Origin of the sequence: Micromonospora sp. NPDC050200 (genome assembly GCF_040656135.1) — a bacterium.
In the GTDB taxonomy this organism is placed as follows: domain Bacteria; phylum Actinomycetota; class Actinomycetes; order Mycobacteriales; family Micromonosporaceae; genus Micromonospora.
In genome coordinates this window covers 1-25,624 of the sequence record NZ_JBFALG010000076.1, presented here as the reverse complement: position 1 = coordinate 25,624, position 25,624 = coordinate 1, and the positions used below count along the sequence as shown (strand labels likewise).

The following is a 25,624-nucleotide window of genomic DNA, read 5'->3' as shown; positions in this document are numbered from 1 at the left end:
CCCGCGTTTGGGGGTCTGCTCGGGGGCCCCCCCGCGGGGGGGGGCCGGGCCCCCGCGCCCCCCCCCCGCTTCTCGTTCCCGTCGCCCAGGCGGGGTGCGTCACGCCACCTGGACGCCGAGCAGTTCGGCGGTGCGTTCCCACAGGCGGGTCGCCAACTGGTCGTCCCTGGCCTGCCGGTGTACCGGGCCGTTGGGCTTGAGGCGGTGGTAATACACGCCGTTGGCCGCCTGCGGATCGGGCAGCGTGGCCAGGTGGACCAGCGGCTCAGCACCCTCCTCGAGGGTGACCAGGCTGCCCAGCAGGCGATACCGGACCAGCGCGGCGATCAGCGGGTTGCCCTGGTTGATCCCGGTGGTGGCCACCACGCCCGGGTGGACCGCCGTCGCGGTCAGCCCGCTGCCCTGCGTACGCCGGGCCAGCTCGCGGGTGAACAGGATGTTCTGCAGTTTCGTCATCCCGTACCGGAGCATTTCGGATCGCTTGCGGGCGCCTTCGAGATCGTCGAGGTCGACGCCGCCGAACCGGTTGGCCTTGCTGGAGGTGGTCATGACCCGCGCCGGCCCGGCGGTGGTCAGCCGGTCCAGCAGCAGGTTGGTGAGCAGGAACGGGGCCAGGTAGTTGACCTGGAACATCGTGTCGTAGCCGTCCTCGGTGCGGCTCCGCTTGGACAGCACGACGCCCGCGTTGTTGGCCAGGACGTCGATGCGGGGGTAGCGGTCCAGGAGGGTGTCGGCGAGCTTGCGTACGTCCGCCAGCCGGGTGAAATCGGCGACCAGTGGCTCGGCACCGAGCTGGCGGGCGACGGCGGCGGTCTTCTCCGGTGACCGGCCGACCACCGCCACGTTGGCGCCCAGGCCGGCCAGCCGGCGGGCCGCCTCGGCGCCGAGGCCCGCGCTGGCCCCGGTGACCACGACGGTCTTTCCTTCCATGGTCCGATCGTTCACGGTATCCACCCTCGCGAATGAGACGACGGCCCATGGTAGGAGTGCGGCGCGGCTGCCGCTGCCCCGCCCCTCGAGCGGCGCCGAGGATGACGACGCCATCTGCCATGAATATGATCATGGATGCTGCTCTGGCTGGCCTTGTCGGCACAACGGTGGGTGCGCTAGCCGGCACGGCTGGCATGACGCACTCGTCTCCGTCTGGGAGAACGACAGCGACGGCAAGTTGCCGGAGGCCCGCGACGCTGCCTACAAGTGGAGGGTTGAGGTCAGCCTCATAGCGCCAGAGTCCGTGCGATCGGCTGTTGAGGATCTTCGGGGCAGGTTCTTCGCGGCTCAACCGGCAATTCTCGAACGCACGCAGCCAGCCGGGGCGGAGCCGCCATTGGCGGCCGTCCGGGAGGCAGGCATGCCACGGCGAGGAACGCCAGTACCAGCGGTCAGTGCGCCACCGCCTTCCACCTGGAGTCGGGGCGGCTCTGCGTGCTGGCCTCGCGGCACCGGCACGCGTGCCTCGTGGTGGGGCGGGCCGGGATCGGGGACGGCTGGGCGGCCCACCGGACGATGCTCACCCACCTCGCCTCGCACCCCGTCCGCTGACCGGGGATCGTGGCCGCGGCGGTGCTCCGGTCCCGGGACCGGAGCACCCCCTTGGCACGTCGGCTGCCGTCCCGGATCAGTTGCCGCGCTGGTGCAGCAGGAGGTCGGCGACGACCGGCCGGTGGTCCGACGCCGCAGTCGCCATGGTGTCCGTGCCCACCACGGTGATGTCCGGCGAGACACCGATGACGTCGATCCGCTTCACCGGACTGATCGCCGGGTACGTCTTGCCGCCGGTCGGGGCGGCGTCCCGCAGGTCCTGCCACAGGGCGGCCAGTTCCGGTGCCCCCGGCTCCGCGTTGAGGTCACCGACCAGCACCTTCGGCCCGGAGTCGGCGGCCAGGATGTCCAGCGTGTCCGCGACCTGCATGCGCCGAACGGTCGGGTCCCCCCGGTAGTCGAGGTGCGTGGAGTACACGTGCACGTGCGCGCCCCGCACGTTGACGGTCACCTCGGCGAAGCCCGGCGCCGGGGCGGGTACCGGGTTGGGCACCTGGGTGGAGAGCCGGGTGATCTCGTGGTTCTCCGCCTCAAGGATCGGGTGACGGCTGAGCACCGCGACCCCGTACTGCCGGCGGGGCGCACCGGCGGTCAGCGGGTCGAAGTCGTAGATCGGCGCGAAGAAGGCCTGCATGCCCAGCCGCTCGGCCAGCTCCTGGGCCTCGTCGACGAAGTCGCTGCGGTCTCCCCAGTGGACGTCGACCTCCTGCAGGCCGACCACGTCGGCGTCCAGCGCCCGGATCGCCTCGGCGGTGCGGTCAAGGTCGAAGACGTTGTCCTCGCCGGCTCCGGCATGGATGTTGTAGGTCGCCACGCGCAGCGCCACGGGCGGCGCGGCCGATCCCGCGGGCTCGGTCGCACTGGCCGGCGTGGCCGCCGACAGCGGTGCCAGCACAGCGGCGAGCGCAACGCCGAGCAGTGAACGGCGGTGAATGCTCAGTCTCAACGGGTCCTCCGGATCAGATGGTGGACAGGCCGGCGCCGAACGGGAACAGGGCTGCTCCCGGGCGCGCGGGGTCGGGGATGGTCACCGGCAGCCGGCCGGCCGGCGGGATCGCGCCGGTGAGCACAGCGGCGAGCGAGTTCATCGCGACGTCGTTGAAGGCGTACGTGGCGAGGTAGGTGGGCACGTCGGGGAACGTGGTCACGTCGTACGGGTCGCGCACCGCGACGACGACGAGCCGCACGTCCGCGGCCGTCAGCGCCCTGACCAGGCGTTGCTGACCCACGTCACCGGTCGCCCGGTTGGTCAGCACCACCGTGGTGTCGTGTTGCCGGGCGGCCGCCACCGCCGCGTCGATGCGCGCGGCGGCCGGATTTACCCCGGTGCTCAGCACATCGGGTGTGCAGCCGTGCCGCCCGAGCGCCGCGCCCAGCGCCTGCGTGGTCGTGGGTGCCGCCGGGTCGTCCCACCCGGTGACCAGGACCCGGTGTCCGGCCGGGATCGGCAGCGTGGCGCCGCCGGCGCGCAGCAGCGTCGTGGTGCGGTCGGAGATCCGCTGCGCGACCGCGAGGTGATCGGGCGTGCCGACGGTACGCGGGACCGCCGCGGGGTCGACGAACGGCGCGGCAACGATCCCGCGGCGCCACTTCAGCCGCAGGATCCGGGTCACCGCCTCGTCGATCCGGCTCTCGGGGAGTTCCCCGCTGCGTGCGGCGTCGCGGACCGCGTCGTAGGCCACCTGCATCACCGGTGGGTTGACCAGCATGTCCACCCCGGCCTTGAGCGCGAGCACGGGCACCCGGGCGTCGCCGTACCTCTGCCGTACGCCCGCCATGCCCAGTGAGTCGGTCACCACGACACCGTCGTAACCGAGTTCCGCCCGGAGGAGCCCGGTGATGATCGGGTGGGACAGCGTGGCCGGGTCGCCGGACGGGTCCAACGCCGGCACCACGATGTGCGCGGTCATGATCGCGTCGACACCGTGGGCGATGGCGGCGCGGAACGGCGGCAGGTCGATCCGGTCCAGCTCCGCGCGGGAATGGGCGATGACCGGCAGCCCGCTGTGGCTGTCCACGGCCGTGTCGCCGTGGCCGGGGAAGTGTTTCACGGTCGCCGCCACCCCGGCTTCCTGGTAGTTGGCCACCTGCGCGGCGACCAGGTCGGCGGCGAGCGACGGATCCTCGCCGAACGACCGTACGCCGATCACGGGGTTGGCGGGGTTGACGTTGACGTCGGCCACCGGGGCCAGGTCCTGGTTGATGCCGACCGCCCGCAGCTCCCGGCCGGTGATCCGGGCGGCGGTGCCGGCGTCGTCGACGCTGCGGCCGGCGCCGAGCGCCATGTTGCCGGGGAACTGGGTGGCCGGCGGGCCGAGCCGCACCACGGCGCCCTGTTCCTGGTCGGTGCTGAGCAGCAGTGGCACCCTGGACGGCTGGGCGACGCCGACCTGCTGGATGCCGTTGGACAGCCCGGCGACCTGCTCTGGGGAGCGGGTGTTGTCGGCATAGGCGAAGTAGACGAAGCCACCGAGGTGGTAACGCGCCACGGCCTGGGCTGCGTTGTCCACGCCGAGGAAGGACCGGTTCATCCGGACCGCCGCCGGGTCGGCGGTGTCAGCGGTCTCGCCGTAGACGCGGGTGGTGAAGAGCTGGCCGACCTTCTCCTCCAGGGTCATCCGGTGCAGCGTCTTCATCACCCAGCCGGTCTCGGCGTCGGAGACCGGCGGGATGCCGGCGGACACGGACGGGATGGCGGCCGCGTCTGCGGCTCTGACCGGGTACGGCCCGGCCAGCCAGGCCACGGAACTCGCGGCGAGGACGGCTGCGGTGAAGAGGGAAAGGCGACGGGCGACGGGCAGGGCACGTTTCGACATGAGGCGTTTCCTCCGGTACGAGAACGGCGCATAGTTCACCCCGGTAGGAGGCGTAAAAAACGTTAAATGCTGCCGGTGGAGCCATCAAGGGTCTCTTGCCGAAGCCGGCATGACCAGCCGGTGGCGCTTCGATGGCGACGGTGATCGGCGTCGCCCGGCCGGCCGTGCGCCCGCCCGGGTCGGCGACACTGGTCGATCCCGCGCCGCCGACCCAAGCGGCTCCCGGCTGCCAGCATCGTGTCCCTTCTGCCGCCGCGACCTCGCCATGGAGCAACGAGAGACAACCGCCCATGGTCATCGACTCACTGACGGTCCATCGGATTCCCGACGTCGTGAAACTGTTGGCGCTGGGTGAACCGCACATCAGGCTGCGGGATTCATCGGACTACTGGCTCTACGCCACCCTGTTCGCCAACACCTGTTCCCTTGCCGTCAACGAAGGGCAGGTCGTCGGCCGCGCGGTCTGGATCACGCCAGCAGACCGCAAGGCCACGGCAGACGGCGGTCCGATGTGGCGGCCGGGTGGGCCTGGGGTGGGAACGTGCGGGAGGACGAGCTGCGTGGACTGGCCCAGCAGAGTCCGTGGTTGGTCCGGGCGCTCCGGGTTGTCCGTGACTCCGGCCTGCCGGACGCCTGGATCGGCGCGGGCGCCATCCGAGACCTCGTTTGGGGTGAGCGGTACGGCGACGGCTTCGACCCGTCGTCGGTGCGAGACGTCGATGTCGTCTTCCTCGACCCGACGGACCTGAGCCGGGATAACGACGACCGGGCCACCGGGCGGCTGGTGGCGACCTGGCCGGAACCGCCGTGGGAGGCGAAGAACCAGGCCGCCGTGCACACCTGGTATTCGGCTAAGTTCGGCGGTGCCCAGGTGGCCCCGTTGCACACCATCGCCGACGCGGTCGCCACCTGGCCCGAGTACGCCACCGCCGTGGCGGTACGCCTCGACACGCACGACCGCGTCACTGTCTGCGCGCCGCACGGCCCCGACGACCTGCTCGACGGGGTTTGGCGGTGCAACCCGACCAGGGTCAGCCCGATCGCCATCGCGGTGATCATCGAGCCTTTTTCAACCTCCCACGTCACAAACAGCGCTCCCTGCCCTGCCGGCTACGGCGTGGTCGCCTCCCGCAGGCGTAGGTGTCAGGGCTCGGCTGCAAGCGCGTCCTGGCGCGGCTTGAGCCTGACGTCGACCCGAGAGAGGGTCATATCCCGGCTCAAGCCGCCGCGCAGGAGCCGAATCCACGTGGGAGGCGCGCGACGGCGGGGTCGGCCAGGGTGAACGCGACCGGGGTACCCGGTGCGCCCCGACCGAAGCGGATGACGTTTGGTCTTCATCCCGCAAGGTGCCCTGTGCTTCTTCGCACACGCGACTCAGCTTTCGAATTGACCAGGAAAAGGAACCTGGAATGGAGGGTGGCAGCACCGGGGGACACGTTGGTGCGCTCGCGCACGCCCTTGCGCCGCGCGTTGTCCCGTTGCGGGATCGTCAATCGGCCCGGGTGCGGAGGCTCCGCGCCAGGGTGGGGATCATCACCGTCGCAGGGACGAGGTGTAGCCCGAGCAGGGCGGTGGTGGTGGCGATGTTTGCCCCGGAGAGGAGGGGCGGGACCATCGAGATCGCGGTCAGCGACACCGCCGTCCACACGAATCGCTCGGCGGGGCGAGCGCTCCAACGAAGAAGAGCGACGGCAATGACGATGCCCACGACCGAGAAGAATCCGGTCACCACGGCGAACCCGGACAACGGGATCGTCTCGCCACCATCGGGGATCTCGAAGTCGACGCCAACGGCCTGGGCAAGCGCAGCGGCGAGGGTGGTGGCCACCATCGCTGCGAGCGTGGCAATGAAGCCGGTGCCGGCGAGCCCGCGGAGTCGGTGGGTGTGGCTGGTCTGGCCCGATGCCGGGCCTGCGACGACCCCGGTGTCATTCATGCTGTTCATGTCGTTCCTCCAATATTCGGTAACTGGGCGTACGGGGGTGTGTTGACTGGCAGGTGACGGTCCTGGCCCTGGGGGTGACGATGCGCACCCTCGCCGTGCGACGGCCGGGGTTCCGCAGAGCGCGGACGCCGGTGCCGCGGAGCCAGAACCCGGCGTCGCGTCCGAGGACGGGCCCGGGCTCGCCGTCGCGCAGCTCCAACTGCACCCGCCCGCGGGTGACGACACCGAACGCGTCGTACCACTCCGCCGCGACCACCGCGACACGCGCGCCACCGCGCAGCGTGAGCGTCCACACCGGGACTACTCCGTGCCGTCCGCCGGCAGGCGCTCCGGCAGCCCGAGCCGCGGGAACTGGTCGTCGTGGAAAATGATGATCTCGGTGATCGCGCCGCCGGTGATCCGCAGGACGTCGATCGTCAGCGGCAGGTACGCGCCCTCCTGCTTCCGCCAGAGGTAGAAGGCGACGGCGGGCTGCCGGTTCACGGACGTGAGGACGCAGCGCAGCTGCCCCAGGTCCTCGAAACCGTCCTCGACCCAGCTGTTTACCACCGTGTCGCGGCCGACGTACAGGCCTGGCGTGGGCGGCATCGAGCAGCGGACGTCGTCCCGCAGCATGGCAGCGAGACCGTCGACGTCCTTGGCGACGCTCGCGTCGGTGAAGCGGCGCACCAACTCGCGCGTCCCGGCGTCCTCCTCGCCGCCGGTCCAGTCCTGCCGCTCGGCGGGCAGGTGCTCCCGCATGCCGGCGCGGGCCCGCTGCAGCGCGCTGTTCACGGAGTTGACGGAGTCCCCAAGGAGCTCCGCGACGTCCTTCGCCGGCCAGCCGAGCACGTCCCGCAGGATCAGCACGGCCCGCGGGCGCGGCGCGAGGTGCTGGACTGCGATCAGGTACGCCAGCTCGATCGTCTCCCGCGCGACGGCGGCGGTCTCCGGCTCGTCCGCGTCGCTCGCGGGCAGTTCGTCGAGCAGCCGGTCCGGATAGGGCTGCAGCCACAGCACCTCGCCGCCGGTCGCAGGCTGCGGGCGGCACTTGGCGAGCAGGTCCAGGCAGGCGTTGGTGGCGATCCGGTACAGCCAGGCCCGGAATGTCGACCGTCCCTCGAAGGTCTCCCGCCGCCGCCAGGCACGCAGGAACGTCTCCTGCACGGTGTCCTCAGCGTCCTCGAACGACCCGAGCATCCGGTAGCAGTGCACGTGCAGCTCCCGCCGGTGCCGCTCCGCCAGCCCCGAGAACGCCGGCTCGTCGGCCTCGCCCAGACCGCTCCCGCCGAGACCGCTCTCGCCCAGACCGCTCACGCCCAGCTCATCCAGCCCCGTGTCCGCACTCATCACGTCATCCTTCCGTCTCGTCGTGTCCCGTCGTAGGTGTGACGGGTGCGGGCGCGACAACTCATCACTAGGGTCGGTCGGCATGGCTGAGCGTCTTTCCTCCTTGGTAGGTCGGTCGGGTTTTCGACGTGGTGGAGAACGAGGATGGCCTGCACCATTGCGGTCGTCCGGGAGGGGCTGCAGCGCAGCTTGGTCAGGATTTTCCAGGTCTTGAGGGTGGCGACGGCGCGTTCGCCGCAGCAGCGGATCCGGGCGTGGGCCTTGTTCACGGCCTTCTGCCGGCGCGACAGCTTCGGCTGGTAGCGGTGCCGCTTGAACGGGGTACGCACGGAACCGCCGGCGCCTTGATACGCCTTGTCCGCGAAGGTCATCACGTCAGCGTTGGTCAACGCGGCGATGATGCCGTGGGTTCGCGCAGCAGTCAGGTCGTGTGCCGAGCCGGGAAGTGCCGCCGACGCCCAGACGAGGCGTCCGGCCGCATCCGCGATTACCTGCACGTTCATCCCGTGCTGTCGGTGCTTTCCGGAGTAGTACGGCTTCTGATCGTGTACGCGGTCGATCGGGATCAGCGTGCCGTCGAGGATGACGTTTGCGGATCAGGCGGGTGTTCTGGTGCCAGTGTCGCGATGCTTAAACCATTCCCGCACGGGTGGACGCGGCGGACTGATTTATTCGGTGGGCATTTTCTGCGCGGTGGTGTCCGCCTCCTGGGAGGCGGCCCATGAGGCGAGCAGGCGCAGCGCGTCTTCCGAGGGTGAGCCGGGCTCGGCGGCGTAGATGGTGAGGGTGAGGCCGGGTTCGGCGGCCATCTCCAGGCCCTCGTAGGCGAGGGTGATCGGGCCGACGATGTGGTGGTGGAACCTCTTCGCGCCGGTGCCGTGGTGGCGGACGTCGTGGGTCCCCCAGCGGGTGCGGAACTCGGTGCTGCGGGTGGACAGCTCGCCGACGAGGTCGTGCAGGTCCTTGTCCCGGGGGTCGCGGCCGGCTTCGGTGCGCAGGATCGCCACGCAGACGTCGGCGGCGGAGTCCCAGTCGGGGTAGAAGTCGTGGGCGTTGTCGTCGAGGAAGGTGAACCGGGCGATGTTCGGCGGGCGCTGCGGGTTGGCGTACACCTGGGCGTAGAAGGCGCGGGCGAGCTGGTTGGCGGCGAGCAGGTCCATACGGCCGTTGCGGACGAACGCGGGGCTGGCGGTGACGGCGTCGAGGGCCCATTGCAGGCTGCGGTGCGGGATCCACTGCCTGGCGCGGCGGCGCCTGGGCTTCAGGAGAGCGCTGCTGCCGTCGGCGGCGCGGGCGAGGTCGAACAGGTGCGCCCGTTCGGCGTCGTCGAGCTGTAGGGCACGGGCGACCGCGTCGAGCACGCTGGTGGACACCCCGGCCAGGGCGCCGCGTTCGAGCTTGGAGTAGTACTCGATGCTCACCCCGGCCAGAGCGGCGACCTCGGTGCGGCGCAGCCCGGGGACGCGGCGGTTGGTCCCGGCGGGCAGGCCGGCCTGCTCTGGGGTGATCTTGGCTCGGCGCGAGACGAGGAACTCGCGGACCTCGGTGCGGTTGTCCACGACTTCGACGGTACGTCGCGTGACTCGACGGTGGGGTGCCCTGTCAGTACACCTTTCAGTAGAAACTCCCCGTTCGTTCGGAACTGCGGTTTGCTGGACGTCGTTGGCCCTTGGCTGGCCTCGGTGCTCTGTCTGGCCGCCCATACCACGACGGAAAGGAACCACCTCCCATGCGAGGAGCAGTGCTGTACGCGCCCGGCGAAGTCCGCGTCGAGCAGCGCGCCGACCCGACGATCGAACAGCCCACGGACGCGATCATCCGGCTGGCCGCCACCTGCGTCTGCGGCTCGGACCTGTGGCCCTATCGGGGCCTGGAGCCGATCAACGGCCCCACCCCGATGGGTCATGAGTACGTCGGCGTCGTCGAGGAAATCGGCAGGGAGGTGAAGAACATCAAGGTCGGCGACTTCGTTATCGGGTCGTTCGTCATCTCCGACAACACCTGCGAGATCTGTCAGGCTGGCTATCAGTCCAAGTGTGTGCACGGCGAATTCGTGTCAGCGACGATCGGCACTCAGGCTGAGCTGGCTCGTATCCCGCTGGCGGATGGCACCTTGGTTGCCACGCCGGGGCAGCCCGGCCCGGAGCTGGTCCCGTCGCTGCTGGCCGCGTCCGACGTGCTGGGCACCGGCTGGTTCGGCGCCGTCGCCGCCGAGGCCGGCCCGGGCAAGACCGTCGCGGTCGTCGGTGACGGCGCCGTTGGCCTGATGGCCGTCCTCGCCGCCAAGCAGCTGGGCGCGGAGCGGATCATCGCCATGTCCCGCCACCCTGAGCGGCAGGAGCTGGCTCGGTTCTACGGTGCTACCGACATTGTGCAGGAGCGCGGCGACGACGGCGTGGCGAAGATCAAGGAGCTCACGAACGGGCTGGGTGCGCACAGCGTGATCGAGGCGGTCGGGACGCAGGAGTCGATGATGCAGGCCATCCGGTCCACCCGCCCCGGCGGGCATGTCGGCTTCGTCGGCGTCTGTCACGGCGTCGAGGTGCCCGGCGAGGAGCTGTTCTTCTCCGCCGTCCACCTGCACGGCGGTCCCGCCCCGGTGCGCCGCTTCCTGTCCGAGCTGATCGAACTGATCTGCAACCGGACCATCGACCCCGGCCGCGTCTTCGACCTCACCCTGCCGCTCGATCAGGCGGCCGAAGGCTACCGGGCAATGGACGAGCGCCGCGCCATCAAGACGCTGCTGCGCCCCTGACCGGCCACCACATCGAGGAGCACCGCCATGGAACTCAAGTCCGTCAACCCCACCGTCAAGACACCCGCGCAGAACTTCACCGGCGACGTCTACATGACCCCCGTCTACAACGGCACCGAGCCGTCGCGGATGACCGTCGCCCTCGTCCGCTTCACCCCCGGCGCCCGCACCAACTGGCACTCCCACGCCGTCGGCCAAACCCTGCACATCACCGAGGGCGTCGGCCTGGTCGGCACCCGCGACGGAACCGTGCTGCGCGTGCGCGCCGGCGACACCGTCATCTGCCCACCCGACGAGGAACACTGGCACGGCGCCACCGCCGACGCCTTCATGAGCCACCTGGCCATGCTCGAAGGCCTACCCGGCGGGCAGGACCCCACCACCTGGCTCGAACCCGTCCCCGACGAGCAATACCAGACCGCGAACCAGCACAACGCCTGACAGCCACGCGCCCGACACCTACGAGGGCTTGAGCCGGCGCCACCAACACCGACGACGAGGAGCAGACCATGACTGCCACCGGCAAGACTGCCGACTACGAGGACAAAGTCGCCTTCGTCACCGGCGCGGCCAGCGGCATCGGCCGCGCCACCGCACTGGCGTTCGCCCGCGCCGGCGCCAGCGTCACCGCCGCCGACGTCTCCGAGCCAGGCGTCCAGGAAACCGCGCGCATGATCAAAGAACTCGGCGGCCGGGCGCTCGCCGCCCGGTGCGACGTCACCTCATCTCAGGACGTGCACGCCGCCTTGGCGCAGACCGTCGAGACGTTCGGTCGCCTCGACGTCGCCTTCAACAACGCCGGCGTCGAGCAGCCCGTCACGCCCACCGCCGACATCACCGAGCACGAGTGGGATCGGACCGTCGCGATCAACCTGCGCGGCGTGTTCCTGTGCATGAAGCACGAGATCCCGCTGCTGCTCCAGCACGGCGGCGGCGCGATCGTGAACACCTCCTCCGGCGCCGGGGTCGTCGGCATCGCGGGACAGGCCGCCTATACCGCCGCCAAGCACGGCGTCGTCGGGCTCACCAGGTCCGCCGCCCTCGACTACGCCCGCTCCGGCATACGCATCAACGCCGTCTGTCCCGGCATCATCGCCACCGAGATGATGGACCGCTTCACCGGCGGCACCCCCGAAGGACGCGACCGCGTCATCGCTCAAGAGCCGATCGGACGCATGGGCACCGCCGACGAGATCGCCGCAGCCGTGCTCTGGCTCTGCTCCGACGCCGCAGCCTTCGTCATCGGCCACGCCATGGTCATCGACGGCGGACAGACCGTTGGGCCGGCATAACTCTGAGGCCACGGCCTTCGATAGACCCGCGATTTGAAGACCGCTCGCCCCGAACCGGCGCAGTCCGGCCGCGGGGCTCCCTCCACGGGTGCGGTTCCAGCTCGCGACCGCAAGACCTTCACCCGACCCGCCACAGTCGTGGTGCACCGCCAGTATCACGCCGGTGGTGAGGCCGGTCAGCAGCAGGAAGGTGGCGGCGAGCACGAGTGTCCCGACCGGTCGTGCGGCGGGCCAGCCGGCCGTCAGGGCCACCATCGACCAGCTGGTGCCGAGTACGGGTCCGAGTTCGGTGGTCGTGACGAGGAGGGCTACCGGGTTCACCAGGCGTGCGGGCAGTAGCGGCAGCGGGCGTAGTGAGTCGGCGAATGCGCGTTGGTCCGCGGGGCTGCGTATTCTGCTCCGGCTGGATGTGGTGAACACCCACCAAAGTGCTGCCAGTAGTCCGAGCGACACGTACGACATGACAGCCTCCGTCGTTCCTCCGCCGCGCTGGAGATTTTTTCGCCCGCCAGCATGGTCGGTGTGGAACTGCTGGTTCCGGTGCAGGTGGCGGACGACCACCCCCAGGAGCCGGTTGGTGGGGAAGAATCCGCACTGGCGGGAGTCGAGGCTGCCGGCCGGGTTGTCGCCGAGCAGGACCAGATGGCCGGGAGGCACCCAGGTCTGCAGCGGCCAGTGCTGGAATGCGCACACCTCGGGTGGTACCTGGTCGCCGGGCAGCGCCCCGACGCGTTTGATCATCGGTTGGCCCGGTCGGTCCGATGCGTGGTCCCGATCGATCATCACGATGTCGCCGACGTGGACGGTGGCCGTGCGGCCTGCAGTGCGGTTTCGGCGCGGCGGCGGGACAGCCACAGTTCGGCCAGCAGTATCGGCACCGCCCCCAGCGAGACGGTCACCGCCATGGTGGGGCTGATCGTCACGAGGGAGCCGAGGAAGCCGCTCACCACGGCGACACCGCGTAGGAGGTTCGCTGCGCCGGCGACGAGTTGTTCCGGGGTGCCGGCGCCGGCCTGCTGGGCCAGTTGGAGCCGGTCGAGGAATCGGGGGTCCTCGAACCGGGCCAGCCCGGTGAAGCCGTTCACCGCGCCGTACAGCTGGTCCTGGGCGGTGCGGGCGATCCGCCGTCCCAGCTCGGCGTGCAGATACCGGAGTGGGTGTGGCATCACTCCGACGATCAGGCTGGCGGCGGCCAGCGGCGGCGGAGGGTCGGTCGGGTCACGGTCAGGAGGCCACCCCGGTCGCCGATGCGACCGGCGCCTCGGCGGGGCCGACGTCCTCGGCCAGCACCGCCCCGGCGGGTCGTAGTTCGCCGACCAGTTCGGCCGAGGTGGCCGGGTCACCGACGACCACGGCGAGGACGGTCCAGCCGGCTGCGGCGTACCGGGGGGCACCGGCCAGGAAGTCCGGCTTGCGTTCCCGGCAGGCCGGGCAGGTCACGGAGAAGAAACCGATCAGGGCTGCGGCCCCGACCGAGTCCCGGGACACGGGTCGCCGTCGACGGTGGTGGTGACGAACTCCCCCACGGTGGACCCGACGGGGCGGACCAGGTCCTGTTCTGCCGGCTCGTGCCGGGGCCGGTTGAGCAGTTCGGTGTGCTGGCGCAGCCGTCGGATCATGCCGAAGGAGAGCAGCAGGTTGAACAGGCACAGCACCGCGACTACGACCAGTGCGGTCACCAGGTACGTGATGGTTCCTCCCCGTGGGTCGATCCGGCCGTCGGCTGGTCGTCCGGTCCGATGGTTGTCACTGTTCGGTGAGCAGGGTGGCGGTCGGGAGCCGTCGGATGAGGATCGCCGGGACCAGGGCGGCGAGCACGGTCAGCAGCAGCGCCCCGGCGGTCACGGCCAGCGCCAGGACCGCCAACCGGCCGTCGAGGCGGCCGACCAGCAGGGCCACCGATCCGAGGCCCGCTACGGTCCCGAGGACGCCGGACGCTGCTGCGTCATCGCCAGGGTGTCCCGCTGCGCCTGCGCCTCCCGGTCTCCCCAGTCGTCGTCCTCGGGCCCCAGCTCCGACCAGAGGTCCACCGTCCACGCGACAAGCTGTTCCATGGGTTCGGCGGTGGGCTGCCGAGCAGCCTCGGCCGCCCCGACGACAACTCCGAAGAGCTGCGCCTCAATGCTGTCCTCGTACAGGTCGGTGAGCTTCGCGCCGATCGCCGCGATCCGCTCCGCGTCGGGCGCGGCGAGCTCGCCGTGCCCGGTCCAGAACGCGCCGACGCTGTCCCGATAGAACGCAGCCGCTCGTGGCGTGCCGCTCGCTCGCACGTACGGTGCGAGACGCTCGAGGCAACCCGCCACCCAGAGATCCGCCTGCCAGGGCAAAAGCGTCGTACCAGGCATTCCACCGCACTCCCCGTGACTACGCGTGGAACAGTGGACCATGCCCGACTGGGTGCAGCAATCCCGGTTCACCCTGTCCTGGGGGCGAGGAAGGTCCGGGCAACGCGCCGTGCTCGTGTCCAGCCGAGGTTCGGGCCTTGGAACGTTGCTACGGATCGTCGGCGCGCTTGGCGCGGCTAGTCGATGAAAAGCGCGGCGAGCCTCGGCAGACGTCGACGGACCTCGCCGTCGTCCTCGAAGTCCCAGCCCCGGCCGAGCTCCGGATATCTACCGGTGACCGCACTGGGCAGCTCCATGCTCCCTGTCACGACCGCGTATGCGTCCCATACGACGCCATACATGGATTCGCATTCGAGATCGAACCCGCCGTCGACCGCAACGCGTTGGACCACCGGCAGATCGGCGAGCGTATCGGGGTCTGCCACTACGCGTTCGAACGTCTCTCGCCCCTGGGTGAGCAGCCAGCCGCGGAAGTACTCGAAGCCGTCGTCGGAGCAACCGCCGTTGATCAGATAGGCCGCCTGCCACAGGTCCCACCCGTACGACTGCGCACGCAGATCCCACAGCGGCTGCGCCAGTTCCGCGATCCTGTCGGCCGGCAGGGCAGCCAGCAGCCGCAGTGTCTCTTCGGCGACGTCCTCGGCGTCCGAGAGGTCGGCCGCAGACTCCCGTGCCTTCGCCACCACGTTCCAGAACTCGTCAACCCTCATGACGCGGCAGTATGGCAGCGCTCTCCGACCTCGCCGCCCACCATTCGGCGTCGTGCCCGTGCCTGACCGCCCGTCTAGCTCACGGAGCAGGAATATGAGCTGATCGCGGCAAATCCGGATGACCGCGGCTGGGAATGCGTCGGCCACTCGGGCTCCGGGTTGGCGATGAAGCCGGCCACGCAACGTCGTCAATCGCGAGCCACGGCGCGATGGCCACGGCCGTCGGGGTGAGCCCGGTGAACGCCTTGACTTCGCGGTGGAGGTGGGACTGGTCGACGTAGCCGCTCTCGGTGGCAACGCTGGCGGGGGCGTGACCCGCTGCGAGAAGGTGGGCAGCGTGGTCGAACCGCACCAGTCGGGCGGCGCGTTTGGGTGTGATGCCGAGCTGGGACCGGAAGCGGGACCAAATGCGCTTGCGGCTCCAGCCGACCTCGTCCGCCAAGCCGTCGACCCGCACCCGCCCCCGGCTGGTGAGCGTCCGCCGCCAGGTGTAGGCGACCTCGGGATCGACCACTGGGCGGTTGCCGAGCCGTCGGGCGAGGATTTCCGCCGCGATCGTGAACCGCTCGTCCCACGACGCGGCGGCGCGCAGCCTCTCCTCGGCGCGCCCGGCGTCGCGGCCCCAGACATCTTCGAGGGATACCACCGTCCCGCTGAGCTCGGTCGATGCGCCGAGCACCGCAGCCGCCGCGATCGGCTCCAGCCGGATCTGGAGGCACTCGCCGACCCCCCGGCCAGTTGCTCGAAGATCGCCGGGGAGGAGCCCGACGACGACACTGCCGCGCTCGTGCCGGCCATGGGTGTCGTAGACGAGGCCTTCTCCCTCGCTCAGGTCGACGAGCAGGCTGACGGATGGGTGCGCGACCATGGCGATGTCCACGAGTGCGGGGACACGTTGGCGGAACCCGGCCATCCTGATCCCCGGCAGCCGACCTGACGGGCGCGGGACCGCAACCTCCACCGACGCCCAGTCGGGCGGTGTCCCGGTCGACAGCACGTGACCAGTCTATGCGTGAGGGATCACGGGCGGGGTGTCAGCGGCTGTTGCCGTGAAGCCCAGCAGCAGTTTGCTGGTCGTCTCGGGCGCTTCGAGCATGGGTATGTGCCCGACGCCGGGCAGCAGCTCGACCCGGGCGGTCGGCACCGCGTCGTACTGGTGCGCCGACGACGGCTCCCAGCGCGGGTCGGCAGCGCCGAAGATCACCAGCACAGGGACATCGAGGGCGGCCAGACGCAAAGGCACGCTCCGCTCGGCGATGTACGCGCGGTTCTCTCGCGACGCCGACCTCATCGCGCGGTACGTGGTGCCCCGCAACTCCGCGATCACGTCGTCCGGGATGTCCACCGGGCGGGCGCACGTCGCGTTTATCGCCCTGCGGGTCGTCGCGTCCGAACGCCTCGACCAGATGAGCGGGCCGAGAGGCGGGGCCAGCAGGGCCCGAAGGATGACCGGTTGCGGAAGGAGCGCATCGATACTCGGGCCGGTACTGATCAGCGCGAGCGACGTCACCAGGTCGGGGCGCTGTTCGGCGAGCGCGGTGGCGACGTAGCCGCCGCTGGAATGCCCGACCACCGTGACGTGACGAATGTCGAGGCCGTCCAGGAGCGCCGCCACCCGGCGCGCCTGCGCCGGCACGTCATACGACGGCGGCGGTGCCGACTGGCCGCAGCCTGGAAGGTCGACCCGGATGACGTGATGATGGGCGGCGAGTGCCGGGACCACCGGTTTCCAGGAGCCGCACGAGGCCCCCGATCCGTGGATGAGCAACAGCGGCGGCGCCTGCCGCGGGCCGTCGTGGACAACGTGCATCCCACGCAAGTGCTCAACGTTGTACTCACTCATGCAGGGGATGATGCATGGGCCGCCGACTATCAGTCTTGGACAAATGTCGTCGCAGGGCTGACGACCGCCGGACTCCGCCCCGGCGAGCGCTCGAAAGCCACGTCCCACTACGTAGTCCAGCCCGACGATCGAGCGATCCGAGGCATCCGCTCATCGGCATGTGCGTATGCCGACCGAGTCAGCACTTCGTGACGCCGCGTAGCGCGCGGATCGCGGCATGTCCGGGCGCATCACGGGGGTCTACTGCTTGGCCTTCTCCCTTGCGGGACCCCAGTGATGCCTTACCGCCAAGTTGGCCCGGACCGGAGAGCGTAGCCGCCCTCAACGCGGCTGATCCGGATGCCGCAGCGCACGCGTCTGCGGCATGGGCGGACGCACTCCGTTCCTCTCGGCTGGTGAGCCGACACGCACCCAGCTGGGTCGGACCGTCAGCGAGACTTGAACCTCGTGGTCCAATCGGCGTTGACCTGGTCGGCCTGCCGATGGTGTCGGACGATCAGCTGCCGGCCGTGTGGAACCGTTAGGCCGAGGTAGTCGAGCACCCCTTGTGCAGCGGACCGTGGATCCGCCGCCAGCCGCTCGTACGTCACCTCGTGAGACACGATGCCGTGGGCGTTGAACCAGGTCGCCCAGTCCGCCTCGGCGCTCTCGATCGTGGCGACGAGCTGGCCGATGAGCACCTCGTCGTATCGAGGATCTTGGCCTCCCGGAGCGACGGCCTCATGGGGATGCCAGAAGTGGGTCTGCAGTGCCTTCGCCCACGACACGGCCTGGGCAATGACATCGCGTCGCCGCAAGTGGACGAATCGAAGTCGACCGAACTGGGCGATCAACAGGCCCAGGTCATCAGTGTCCGCTGGTCTTGGTGCGGAGGCAGCAAGACCTGCGATCAGCTCCGGCATCGTCTCTGCCATGAGCCGCCCACCGAAGACATTGTTCGAAGTTCTACCGACCGTCAGCGCCGCCCGCACGAACCCTTCGTCGATCCGTCCGTCACGCGGTCGGGCGATGTGCCAGGCATCGGCGTACGCAGTCAGCGTCTTTCGATTGAAGTAGGAGGCTGGGTGGCCAGCGACCCCGGACGACTCCAGTAGACCGCACAGCAAGGTACTTCCCGTGCGTGGCGTCGCGCAGATCAGGTAAGAGTCGACCTCCAGGCGTCCCACAGCGGCAGACACTAAGCACGCGCGGATCTAGAGCAAACCGAATTACCGAACGCCGGCGGCCCGCGAAGCGCGCGCTCTACGGCTACTGAGTACGTCCGATCAAGGTGAGCTGCGCGGCTTCCTGCGCGGACATGCCTCGCCCAGGTTCGCCTACAAGATCAACCTGTTTCTGGGTTCGGTCGTGACCATGCCCGAACTCGGAGAGTTGGAGGGGCCGGAGATCGCGATGCTCGGCGGATTCGTCGGCCACGACGACTGGATGGTGTGGCGCCCCGGCGAGAGCCTCACGAACTGATCATGGAACGCGCAACGACCTGGCTCGGCCAAGGCATCACGGCCGAGCCGATCACCTGGATGGACAACGACGTTTGCCGAGGCAGTGTGTGTGCAGGCGACACCGTGGGAGCGATCGACTCGATATCGGGGGTGCCCGTGCCGTCGAGGAGTACCACGGCATCGGGTACGGCGCCGACGAAGTCGTCGTTCGGACGGCTCCTCCGACCTGCGCTGGTGGCCATGGTGACGCGCGTCAGGGGCTCCTTGGACGTGGGCTGGGGCAGCGGTAGCACATGTTGATCACCGGTCGCCGCCGCGGTGCTTCCATCAGGATGCGCGCCGATCGGTTACCTCGGCGCCTTCGGGCTCGTCATGATCATGACGGAATTCGCGCGAGGAAGGTAACGGCATGATCGGATCAGGTCCGCACGAAGCCCTAGCGGGAGCCTTCCAACAGCAGCGCGAGCGCCTGGTGGCGGTCGCGTACCGGATGCTCGGGTCGCGGGTGGACGCCGAGGACGCGGTGCAGGAGGCGTGGATCCGGCTGGCGCGGCAGGACGCGGCCGCTATCGACAACCTGGCCGGCTGGTTGACCACCGTGGTCGGCCGGGTCTGCATCGACGTGCTGCGCTCGCGCAAGACCCGGGCCGAGCTGTCCTACGATGACCGGCTGCCCGAGCTGGTGGTGACCGTGGACGGCGGGGCGGCGCCCGAGGACGACGCGATGCTCGCCGAATCGGTCGGGCTGGCACTGCTGGTGGTGCTCGACACCCTCACGCCCACCGAGCGGCTGGCGTTCGTACTGCATGACATGTTCGCGGTGCCCTTCGCCGAGATCGGCGAGATCATCGGCCGGTCCACCGACGCGACCAAGATGCTCGCCAGCCGGGCCCGCCGGAAGGTGCAGGGCACATCGCTGCCGGAGGAGGAGCCGCGGCGGCAGCGCGCGGTGGTAGACGCGTTTCTCGCCGCGGCGCGCAACGGGGACTTCGAAGGGCTCGTACGGCTGCTCGATCCGGAGGTGACCTGGCGCACGTACCACCCGCAGGGCGTGATGACCACGGTCGGGGCGGCCGAGGTGGCCGGTCCGATCCTGCGCGGCATCCGGTCGATGACCTCGGTGCTCCCGGTCCTGGTCAACGGCGAGCCCGGGTTCGTGGCCTGGGGCGCGAAAGGCAAGGTGCTCGGCGTGGTGGCGTGCACCGTGGTCGACGGCCGGATCGTCGAGCTCCTGACCGTGAGCGACCGCAAGCGCCTCGACGCCATGGGTCTGCCCGTGCGACCCGAGTAGCGCACGTCGAGCGCATGGGGTTGTTACGTCTTGGCGGGGTGCTCGTCGTAGTGGTGCAAGCATCCGAAGACGAAGGAGATCGAGATGGAAACCCGGATCAACCCCATGGGCAACGACGTCGGGTCGAAGTGGGCCACGTACATTATCTCGTCGAACAAGGTCATCACCGACTCGGCGCTGCCGCCGGCGGTGCAGGAGCTGGTGAAGATCCGCGCCAGCCAGATCAACGGCTGCGGCGGCTGCCTCGACATGCACACCAAGGACGCCGCGGCCGCCGGCGAGAGCGTGGTGCGGATCAACTTGGTCGGGGCGTGGCGGGAGACAACCGTCTACACCGAGGCGGAGCGGGCGGCGCTGGAACTCACCGAGCAGGGCACCCGCCTCGCCGACTCCAGCGGCGTCACCGATGAGGCGTGGGCGAACGCGGCGAAGCACTTCGACGAGGATCAGCTGATGGCCCTGGTGGCCCTGATCTGCGTGATCAACGCCTTCAACCGGCTGAACGTGATCACCCGGACGCCCGGCGGCGAGTACCAGCCCGGACAGTTCGCCTGACACGGACATTCCCCCTCAGGCCGCGGGCGGACCCGGCACCCCGGGTCCGCCCGCGGCCCGCCACCCCCAGACATTGCGCCAAGGAGACGACTCATGAACATCGCACTGTGGATCATCACCGGCCTGTTGGCCGCCGTCTACCTGTTCTCCGGATTCGGGAAGCTGTTCGTCCCACGGGAGAAGATGGCCGGGATGGCCGAGGCCGCGCGCTGGGTCCTCGACTTCAAGCCCGGCACCCTCAAGGCCATCGGAGCATTCGAGATCCTCGGTGCCGTCGGCCTGATCCTGCCCGCCCTGCTCGACATCGCGCCGATCCTGGTACCGCTGGCGGCCAGCGGCCTGACGCTGATCATGACCGGCGCCATGATCATGCGGATCCGCCGTGGCGAGACCAAAGCCGCGCTGGGGGACGGGGGCTACCTTGCCCTGACCGCCTTCGTGGCGATCGGCCGCTTCGCACTGGAACCCTTCACCGGCTGACCGCTGGGGTGCCGGGGTGGTCAGTCGTCCTGGTCGTCGGCGGTGTCCAGTCGGCCCGGATCACGCAGTGGCCGCAGGCCCGAGGCCGGCTGGGACGAGGCGATGGCGTAGCGACCCAGACAGTTGAGGTGGGCGTGCCCAAGGGGGCTGAGTCGGGCGACGTCTTCGTCTTTGACCAGGACGCCCTCAGCACGGAGCCGGTCGACGATGGCGTTGAGGTGGCGGGTGTTCCACAGCACGACGGCGTTGAGGACCAGGCCGAGGGCGGAGAGCTGGTTTTCCTGGCCTTCGCGGTAGGCCTGGCGGATGCGCCCGGTGTTGCCGTAGCAGATCTTGCGGGCGAGGCGGTGGCGGGATTCCTGGACGGTGAGCTGCCGGTTGAGGGTGCGCCGGTAGGTGTTGTCGATCGGGTCGCAGACGCCAAGGAGGTGCATGGTCTTGTCGCTGCGGCCGTACTCGACGAAGGGGTCCCGGTAGTCCTGGCCGAAAAACCAACGGATATCACTGACCTGCGCTAACGCGGAGTTTCAGCGTCCGTCGTCCCCGTGGTCTTGGTGCGGTCGAGGACGCGGTAGACGGTCGCACGACCGATGGCGAAGACCTCCATGAGTTCGGCGATGGTGTAGTCGCCGGTGGCGTGCATTTCACGTAGCCGGGCGATGTCCCGGCGAACCGTCCGTTCGGTGATCTCCAGTTGGGCGGAAAGATCAGCGCACGTCCAGGACTGCCGCGTTGACAGCAAAGACAGCAGCCGCAGCAGCCGCGCCGAGGTGTTGACCACGGCTAACAGTCTGCTCGATAACCAGGACCGTTTCTGACCGGGTCATACCGTAACCCTCTGTGGCAACCTTGGTAGAGGCAGGTTGAGCTGCTGAAACGTTCGTTTCTGGCCGAGATCAGGTTGGCGTCTCAGGGATGCAGCCAAGGTAAGACAAAATCGGGTTGCTGAACAGGCCGATCGCACCCCGCGTCTCGGGAAGTCGATGTCGGCGAGTTTCGGCACCAGAGCCTGGCACGTCGATGATCCACGTTGCCCGCAGCGACGCACCTCGGACGCACACGGAGAGTCACCAGCTTCGACGGTGGGTAACGCGCGGAATGCGGCATGAGTGAGCGCATCTGCCCCGCTTACCTCAGCGGGCCGACCCAAGGTGAACTCGCCCGCCGGCCGACTCGCGACTGAGTAGGTTCAAATTGGAATGTCCGTGCCGATGCACGGCTTATCGCTGATCACCTCCACAACCACGTCGGTCGTGGCGGTCGCTCCTTCGGAGAAAGTTAGGCGGACGCCGTAGACCGTCCCGTGGCCGTCGATCGACGACCAGTGTCGGGCCCCTGATATGGCGAAGGATGTGATCCGCTGCTCTGTCCAGTCCGTTAGCGCCGTGTCATCAAGTCGGGCGACGGCCATGTCATCCCCACCGCAGAGCATCAGGCCGGCTCTCGCGCGATCGCCCGCCACGACCAGGCCGAGGTAGGTGGCCACATGCTGGTCCGCCTGACGTCGTTCGTCGCGAGCGGAAGCACCAAAAAACGCTTTCCCGGACCAACAGGCGAGAAATGCGACGACCAGAATCGCGGCCGCCCAGCGCAAGCCCGAACGACGCCAGATTGATACCGCCATAGCCGGGGATCGTAGTCTCGCCCGCGCCCGCGCCCCTTCACCCGGACGCACGCTCATCGGCATGTGAGGGTGTCCGCGACAATGGCGACGGGGCGGCAAGCTAACGAGCGCTGTAACTGAGTGTTATTAAGGTCGGCGTCGGGTTGCCTTCAGGGCGGGGCCACTTTCAAGCCGTCCAGGTGGGCCGGCTGGGACCGTCAGAGGGCGGTTCGAAGATCTTTGAGTTGGTATGCGGCTTGAGTCCGGTTGGAGATCGTTCTGCAGGTTGGCCGCAGATAGCGATCACTCGATGTCATAAAAGATGAATCCCGATCATAACCGTCGGCCGTCAGCGGCGTTGGGCTGGTCATGGGTGATCGAAAGCCGTATCCCAGTGATGTCACCGACGAGCAACGTCGGCTGGTCGCGGGACGGCAGGTTCCTCGCCACCGTGCCCTGGATCTCCGAGGGACCGTCCAACGGCGGCGATACCCATGACACCTTCCTCTAGGAGATCGGCGACGTCGAGTTCGTACCCGTCACGGACGCCGGCGCACCACCGGCGCGGGTCCGGGGGCGTCGCGCGACTGCTCGGCTGGCGCTCGGCGGGCGGTGTGGTCGTCGCGGCTGTCAACGACGCGGGTTACGCGTCGCTGGTCGAGGTGCAGCTCGACACCGGCACCCGCCGGACCCTGTCCCGCTTCGACACCGGCTCCACCTGCGAGCTGGGCATGCAGAACTGCGAGATCACCGACCTGCACCTCGCCACCGGTCTGCTGCCGGACCTGACCATCCGCAGCGCCGGTCGCCCGCAGCGCGGCCCCTGGCCGCTGCTCGTGAACGCCGTCATCACCACCGTCGTCCTCGGCGCCGCGTTTTTGCTGTGGCGCCGGACCCGTCCGTAGCAGCGTCTGTTGTGCTTGTCTCCTACCAGGTCGCGGTGCGCGGCTGCGTGGTTGAGGGCGAAAGGATGGTGGCGCGATGCGGACCAACCGACTGGAGGCGTTCAGTGATGGCGTGCTCGCCATCATCATCACGATCATGGTGCTGGAGCTCAAGGTCCCGGCGGGTCACGACCTCTCCGACCTCGTCCGCACGACCGGCGTCGGGCTGCTGACCTACCTCCTCACCTTTGTCTATGTGGGCATCTACTGGAACAACCACCACCACATGTTCCACCTGGTACGGCAGGTCAGCGGCGGGGTGCTGTGGGCGAACCTGGCGCTGCTGTTCTGCCTGTCGCTGTTCCCGTTGACGACGGCCTGGAACGACGACTCAAGGTTTGAACCGATCCCCGTAGGCATCTACGGTCTGAACCTGCTCAGCGCGGCCATCGCATACTTCGTGCTCCAGACGGTGATCATTCGGCAGCAGGGGCCAGGGTCGCCGCTGCGGCAGGCCGTCGGCGCCGACATCAAGGGCAAGGTCTCCCTGGTGCTCTACGTCGCCGGGATCCTCAGTGCCCTGCTGATCGACCGGAGCGGGCACATCGGAGTCGGGCTCGCCCTGGCAGGTTTCGTTACCGTGGCGGTCATGTGGGTCGTGCCCGACCGCCGCATCGACCGGGTTGTCCGCCAGCACGAGATCCCCGACTAGGCGGGCCCAACGGTGGTAGCGCTCGGAAGTGTTCGGTGAGTCGTGGGCAGGACCCGGTAGTTCTGGTCAGAGTCGGGCAGCGGTAGGTAGCGGACGTTGTTGGGCGGTGATCGCATACTCGGTGTGTGCTCCACCGGTTGGAGGCACGCCGGCTGACAGCGGTGGGCGCGGGTGGGCAATCCTGAGTACTCGTGGATTCCCGCTGGCAGGTAGGCTGGGCACTCGCGCCCTCGTAGCTCAGGGGATAGAGCATCGGTTTCCTAACCGACGTCGATCGATCGTCGGCAGCCGCGTGACCTGCTGTATCGCCGCCCCATCTACTCATTCTTCGGTCGCATTTGCCAAAAGCCTGCTCGGTGGGTGCGTGTTCGGTCGCTGTTGCCTTCTGAGTCTTGGTCCGTCCCCTCCGCGTCGACCAGTCGGAGCGCGACCTTGCCGAGGTCGCCCTCGTAGGGTGGAAGCCGTGCTGGAGCACCCACATGCCGACCGTGTACTCCTTGCCTGGCTCCATCCGGTCCGGCACCGGATCGAGCGCGGTGACCGCCCAGTTGCCGACGTACGCGGAAGCCGGGGCCAGGACCATGCCGCCGGCCAGCCCGAGCAGCGCGGTGGCCAGTACGGCGAGAACATTTTGGGTGCGCATGTTCACCACCTCCACCAACGACGAGCCGCCGGCCGCAGGTCCGGTTCCGCCGGCGTCCCGCGACACGGGTGTCGCCCTGCCGGGACGCACGAACTTTCCCAGAAAGTCCTCCCGGCCATGTCGAAGCACCGCCGCCGGCTAGCCACCCACTTTGGACGGAGGCAACGGTCCGGCGGTAGGTGGTGGCCGCCGGGTCACGGGGCGCCGCCCGGAGCGCGTACCCTCGGCCGGGTGATCCGCAGGACGGCGCGTACCTCGCTGGCGGCGCTGACGGCGGTCGCGGTCGGCGTCGGGCTGGCCGGATGCGCCGCCGGATCGACCAACCCGGCGCCGGTCTGGCGCGGGGCCACGCCGGGTCCGACGCCGTCCGCCACCGGCACCGCGACGCCGGAGCCGAGCGCGCCGGTCGAGGTGCGGCTGGCCTTCGCCGGTGACGTCCACTTCACCGGCCGTACCCTGCGCCTGCTCGACGATCCGGAGACGGCCTTCGGGGCGATCGCGTCGACGCTGCGCGACGCCGACGTCACGCTGCTCAACCTGGAGACGGCGGTGACCGACCGGGGCACCCCGCAGCCGAAGACGTACCACTTCCGGGCTCCGAAGACCGCCTTCGCGGCACTGCGCGCGGCCGGGGTCGACGCGGCGTCGATCGCCAACAACCACATCCTCGACTACGGCCAGCAGGGGCTCTCCGACACCCTCGACGCCGCGACGGAAGCCCAGTACCCGGTGTTCGGCGCGGGCCGCGACGCCGACGCGGCGTATGCGCCCTGGTTTACCACCGTACGAGGGCTGCGGATCGCGGTGCTCGGCATGTCACAGGTACATGACCTGGCCGGGTCGTGGCGGGCGACGGACACCCGACCGGGGGTGGCGATGGCGTTCGATCCCGCCCGGGCCACCGCCGCGGTGCGTTCGGCGCGGGAGCAGGCCGACCTGGTCATCGTCTTCATGCACTGGGGCGTCGAGGGCAATTCGTGCCCGAGCGGGGAGATGAAGACGTTCGCCGGACGGCTGTCCGAGGCCGGCGCCGACATCGTGGTCGGTACGCACGCACACACGCTGCTGGCCGACGGCTGGCTGGGCCAGACCTATGTGCACTACGGACTGGGCAACTTCCTCTGGTACGGCAAGTCGCACAGCACGGACTCCGGCGTGCTGAACCTGGTCGTACGCGACCGGACCGTGGTGGACAGCCAGTTCGTCCCGGCGACGGTCTCCGGCAGCGGCCAGCCGGTGTCGGCCACCGGGGTTGGCAAGCAGCGCATCCTCGACAGGCTCGCCACCGCACAGCGGTGCACCGGCTTGGCGGCGAAGCGCCCCGGATAGCGCGGCGGACGGGCGGCGAGTTCAGTCGGTGGAAGCATTTGCCTCGACGAGTTCGGTGAATATCTCGGAGGGCTTCTTCCAGTCGTGGATCTTACGGGGTCGGTCGTT

Annotated in this window: 28 protein-coding genes and 4 pseudogenes; 11 read left to right on the top strand and 21 right to left on the bottom strand. The window is 69.3% G+C overall.

What is annotated here, in order from left to right:
* Positions 1-99: 99 nt before the first annotated feature.
* On the bottom strand, positions 100-945 hold the full coding sequence (locus AB0I41_RS30980) for an SDR family NAD(P)-dependent oxidoreductase (RefSeq protein WP_357114164.1): 846 nt from the start codon (positions 943-945) through the stop codon (positions 100-102).
* A 438-nt stretch (positions 946-1,383) separates the two neighbouring features.
* On the opposite strand from AB0I41_RS30980, the pseudogene AB0I41_RS30975 reads away from it, so the two are divergent.
* Positions 1,384-1,542 (top strand): annotated as a pseudogene (locus AB0I41_RS30975) (helicase); the annotation flags it as partial.
* A gap of 76 nt (positions 1,543-1,618) precedes the next feature.
* On the opposite strand, the gene AB0I41_RS30970 reads toward AB0I41_RS30975, so the two are convergent.
* Entirely contained in the window at positions 1,619-2,488 is an 870-nt protein-coding gene (locus tag AB0I41_RS30970) for an endonuclease/exonuclease/phosphatase family protein (RefSeq protein ID WP_357114163.1), read from the bottom strand.
* A 13-nt stretch (positions 2,489-2,501) separates the two neighbouring features.
* Positions 2,502-4,358, bottom strand: coding sequence for a glycoside hydrolase family 3 N-terminal domain-containing protein (locus AB0I41_RS30965; RefSeq protein ID WP_357114161.1), 1,857 nt, complete (start codon positions 4,356-4,358; stop codon positions 2,502-2,504).
* Between the two features lie 541 nt (positions 4,359-4,899).
* Here AB0I41_RS30965 and AB0I41_RS30960 point away from each other — a divergent pair.
* On the top strand, positions 4,900-5,640 hold the full coding sequence (locus AB0I41_RS30960) for a nucleotidyltransferase family protein (RefSeq protein ID WP_357114159.1): 741 nt from the start codon (positions 4,900-4,902) through the stop codon (positions 5,638-5,640).
* A gap of 207 nt (positions 5,641-5,847) precedes the next feature.
* On the opposite strand, the gene AB0I41_RS30955 is transcribed toward AB0I41_RS30960, so the two are convergent.
* The 5 genes and pseudogenes from AB0I41_RS30955 to AB0I41_RS30935 all read right to left on the bottom strand — a co-directional run bounded on the left by AB0I41_RS30955 (position 5,848) and on the right by AB0I41_RS30935 (position 9,191).
* Positions 5,848-6,294: a DUF6069 family protein gene (locus tag AB0I41_RS30955; RefSeq protein ID WP_357114157.1), complete on the bottom strand. Its 447-nt coding sequence runs from the start codon at positions 6,292-6,294 to the stop codon at positions 5,848-5,850.
* A complete protein-coding gene (locus tag AB0I41_RS30950) occupies positions 6,287-6,598 on the bottom strand; it encodes a hypothetical protein (protein ID WP_357114155.1) in 312 nt (103 codons plus the stop codon). The genes AB0I41_RS30955 and AB0I41_RS30950 overlap by 8 nt, the downstream gene beginning before the upstream one ends.
* 5 nt (positions 6,599-6,603) lie before the next feature.
* On the bottom strand, positions 6,604-7,632 hold the full coding sequence (locus AB0I41_RS30945; protein ID WP_357114153.1) for an RNA polymerase subunit sigma-70: 1,029 nt from the start codon (positions 7,630-7,632) through the stop codon (positions 6,604-6,606).
* A gap of 122 nt (positions 7,633-7,754) precedes the next feature.
* Positions 7,755-8,216 (bottom strand): annotated as a pseudogene (locus AB0I41_RS30940) (transposase family protein); the annotation flags it as partial.
* A gap of 84 nt (positions 8,217-8,300) precedes the next feature.
* Entirely contained in the window at positions 8,301-9,191 is an 891-nt protein-coding gene (locus tag AB0I41_RS30935; protein WP_357114151.1) for a helix-turn-helix transcriptional regulator, read from the bottom strand.
* Between the two features lie 170 nt (positions 9,192-9,361).
* On the opposite strand from AB0I41_RS30935, the gene AB0I41_RS30930 reads away from it, so the two are divergent.
* The 3 genes from AB0I41_RS30930 to AB0I41_RS30920 all read left to right on the top strand — a co-directional run bounded on the left by AB0I41_RS30930 (position 9,362) and on the right by AB0I41_RS30920 (position 11,679).
* Positions 9,362-10,387, top strand: a complete 1,026-nt coding sequence (locus AB0I41_RS30930) for a zinc-dependent alcohol dehydrogenase family protein (protein WP_357114149.1) — start codon at positions 9,362-9,364, stop codon at positions 10,385-10,387.
* A 27-nt stretch (positions 10,388-10,414) separates the two neighbouring features.
* Positions 10,415-10,828 (top strand): cupin domain-containing protein, encoded by a 414-nt coding sequence (locus tag AB0I41_RS30925; RefSeq protein WP_357114148.1) that lies wholly within the window; start codon positions 10,415-10,417, stop codon positions 10,826-10,828.
* Between the two features lie 68 nt (positions 10,829-10,896).
* The gene (locus AB0I41_RS30920; protein WP_357114146.1) at positions 10,897-11,679 is read left to right on the top strand and encodes an SDR family oxidoreductase; all 783 of its coding nucleotides are present in this window, start codon (positions 10,897-10,899) and stop codon (positions 11,677-11,679) included.
* Between the two features lie 612 nt (positions 11,680-12,291).
* Here AB0I41_RS30920 and AB0I41_RS30915 read toward each other — a convergent pair.
* The 10 genes and pseudogenes from AB0I41_RS30915 to AB0I41_RS30870 form a co-directional block, all read right to left on the bottom strand.
* Positions 12,292-12,462, bottom strand: a pseudogene (locus AB0I41_RS30915) (hypothetical protein); the annotation flags it as partial.
* Positions 12,462-12,845 carry a hypothetical protein gene (locus tag AB0I41_RS30910; protein ID WP_357114144.1) on the bottom strand — a complete coding sequence of 128 codons (384 nt, stop codon included), beginning with the start codon at positions 12,843-12,845 and terminating at the stop codon, positions 12,462-12,464. The pseudogene AB0I41_RS30915 and the gene AB0I41_RS30910, both read right to left, overlap by 1 nt.
* A 58-nt stretch (positions 12,846-12,903) precedes the next feature.
* Positions 12,904-13,167: a hypothetical protein gene (locus tag AB0I41_RS30905; RefSeq protein WP_357114143.1), complete on the bottom strand. Its 264-nt coding sequence runs from the start codon at positions 13,165-13,167 to the stop codon at positions 12,904-12,906.
* Complete coding sequence (locus AB0I41_RS30900) at positions 13,134-13,358, bottom strand: hypothetical protein (protein ID WP_357114141.1); 225 nt, start codon at positions 13,356-13,358, stop codon at positions 13,134-13,136. The genes AB0I41_RS30905 and AB0I41_RS30900 overlap by 34 nt, the downstream gene beginning before the upstream one ends.
* A 67-nt stretch (positions 13,359-13,425) precedes the next feature.
* A complete protein-coding gene (locus AB0I41_RS30895; RefSeq protein WP_357114139.1) occupies positions 13,426-13,578 on the bottom strand; it encodes a hypothetical protein in 153 nt (50 codons plus the stop codon).
* Positions 13,579-13,592: 14 nt separating this feature from the next.
* A complete protein-coding gene (locus AB0I41_RS30890; RefSeq protein ID WP_357114137.1) occupies positions 13,593-13,982 on the bottom strand; it encodes a hypothetical protein in 390 nt (129 codons plus the stop codon).
* 218 nt (positions 13,983-14,200) lie between these two features.
* Positions 14,201-14,734 carry a DUF4240 domain-containing protein gene (locus AB0I41_RS30885; protein WP_357114136.1) on the bottom strand — a complete coding sequence of 178 codons (534 nt, stop codon included), beginning with the start codon at positions 14,732-14,734 and terminating at the stop codon, positions 14,201-14,203.
* 79 nt (positions 14,735-14,813) lie between these two features.
* Positions 14,814-15,614, bottom strand: coding sequence for a helix-turn-helix domain-containing protein (locus tag AB0I41_RS30880; protein ID WP_357114135.1), 801 nt, complete (start codon positions 15,612-15,614; stop codon positions 14,814-14,816).
* 126 nt (positions 15,615-15,740) lie between these two features.
* Positions 15,741-16,577, bottom strand: a complete 837-nt coding sequence (locus tag AB0I41_RS30875; protein WP_357114133.1) for an alpha/beta fold hydrolase — start codon at positions 16,575-16,577, stop codon at positions 15,741-15,743.
* A gap of 428 nt (positions 16,578-17,005) precedes the next feature.
* Complete coding sequence (locus AB0I41_RS30870) at positions 17,006-17,743, bottom strand: Stf0 family sulfotransferase (RefSeq protein ID WP_357114132.1); 738 nt, start codon at positions 17,741-17,743, stop codon at positions 17,006-17,008.
* A gap of 685 nt (positions 17,744-18,428) precedes the next feature.
* Between AB0I41_RS30870 and AB0I41_RS30865 the strand changes: the two genes are divergently transcribed.
* From AB0I41_RS30865 to AB0I41_RS30855, 3 genes are all read left to right on the top strand, one after another.
* A complete protein-coding gene (locus tag AB0I41_RS30865; RefSeq protein WP_357114130.1) occupies positions 18,429-19,310 on the top strand; it encodes a sigma-70 family RNA polymerase sigma factor in 882 nt (293 codons plus the stop codon).
* Positions 19,311-19,394: 84 nt separating this feature from the next.
* Positions 19,395-19,865, top strand: a complete 471-nt coding sequence (locus AB0I41_RS30860) for a carboxymuconolactone decarboxylase family protein (protein WP_357114129.1) — start codon at positions 19,395-19,397, stop codon at positions 19,863-19,865.
* 93 nt (positions 19,866-19,958) lie between these two features.
* Positions 19,959-20,345 (top strand): DoxX family protein, encoded by a 387-nt coding sequence (locus AB0I41_RS30855; RefSeq protein ID WP_357114127.1) that lies wholly within the window; start codon positions 19,959-19,961, stop codon positions 20,343-20,345.
* Between the two features lie 20 nt (positions 20,346-20,365).
* Here AB0I41_RS30855 and AB0I41_RS30850 read toward each other — a convergent pair.
* The 3 genes and pseudogenes from AB0I41_RS30850 to AB0I41_RS30840 all read right to left on the bottom strand — a co-directional run.
* Positions 20,366-20,803: pseudogene (locus tag AB0I41_RS30850) on the bottom strand (Tn3 family transposase); the annotation flags it as partial.
* A gap of 56 nt (positions 20,804-20,859) precedes the next feature.
* Complete coding sequence (locus tag AB0I41_RS30845; protein WP_357114126.1) at positions 20,860-21,126, bottom strand: HTH domain-containing protein; 267 nt, start codon at positions 21,124-21,126, stop codon at positions 20,860-20,862.
* Between the two features lie 408 nt (positions 21,127-21,534).
* Positions 21,535-21,969 (bottom strand): hypothetical protein, encoded by a 435-nt coding sequence (locus tag AB0I41_RS30840; RefSeq protein WP_357114125.1) that lies wholly within the window; start codon positions 21,967-21,969, stop codon positions 21,535-21,537.
* Between the two features lie 593 nt (positions 21,970-22,562).
* On the opposite strand from AB0I41_RS30840, the gene AB0I41_RS30835 reads away from it, so the two are divergent.
* The 3 genes from AB0I41_RS30835 to AB0I41_RS30825 all read left to right on the top strand — a co-directional run bounded on the left by AB0I41_RS30835 (position 22,563) and on the right by AB0I41_RS30825 (position 25,516).
* Positions 22,563-22,853, top strand: coding sequence for a hypothetical protein (locus tag AB0I41_RS30835; RefSeq protein WP_357114123.1), 291 nt, complete (start codon positions 22,563-22,565; stop codon positions 22,851-22,853).
* Positions 22,854-22,929: 76 nt separating this feature from the next.
* Positions 22,930-23,544: a TMEM175 family protein gene (locus AB0I41_RS30830; RefSeq protein WP_357114121.1), complete on the top strand. Its 615-nt coding sequence runs from the start codon at positions 22,930-22,932 to the stop codon at positions 23,542-23,544.
* An 874-nt stretch (positions 23,545-24,418) separates the two neighbouring features.
* A complete protein-coding gene (locus tag AB0I41_RS30825; protein ID WP_357114119.1) occupies positions 24,419-25,516 on the top strand; it encodes a CapA family protein in 1,098 nt (365 codons plus the stop codon).
* Positions 25,517-25,624 lie beyond the last annotated feature (108 nt).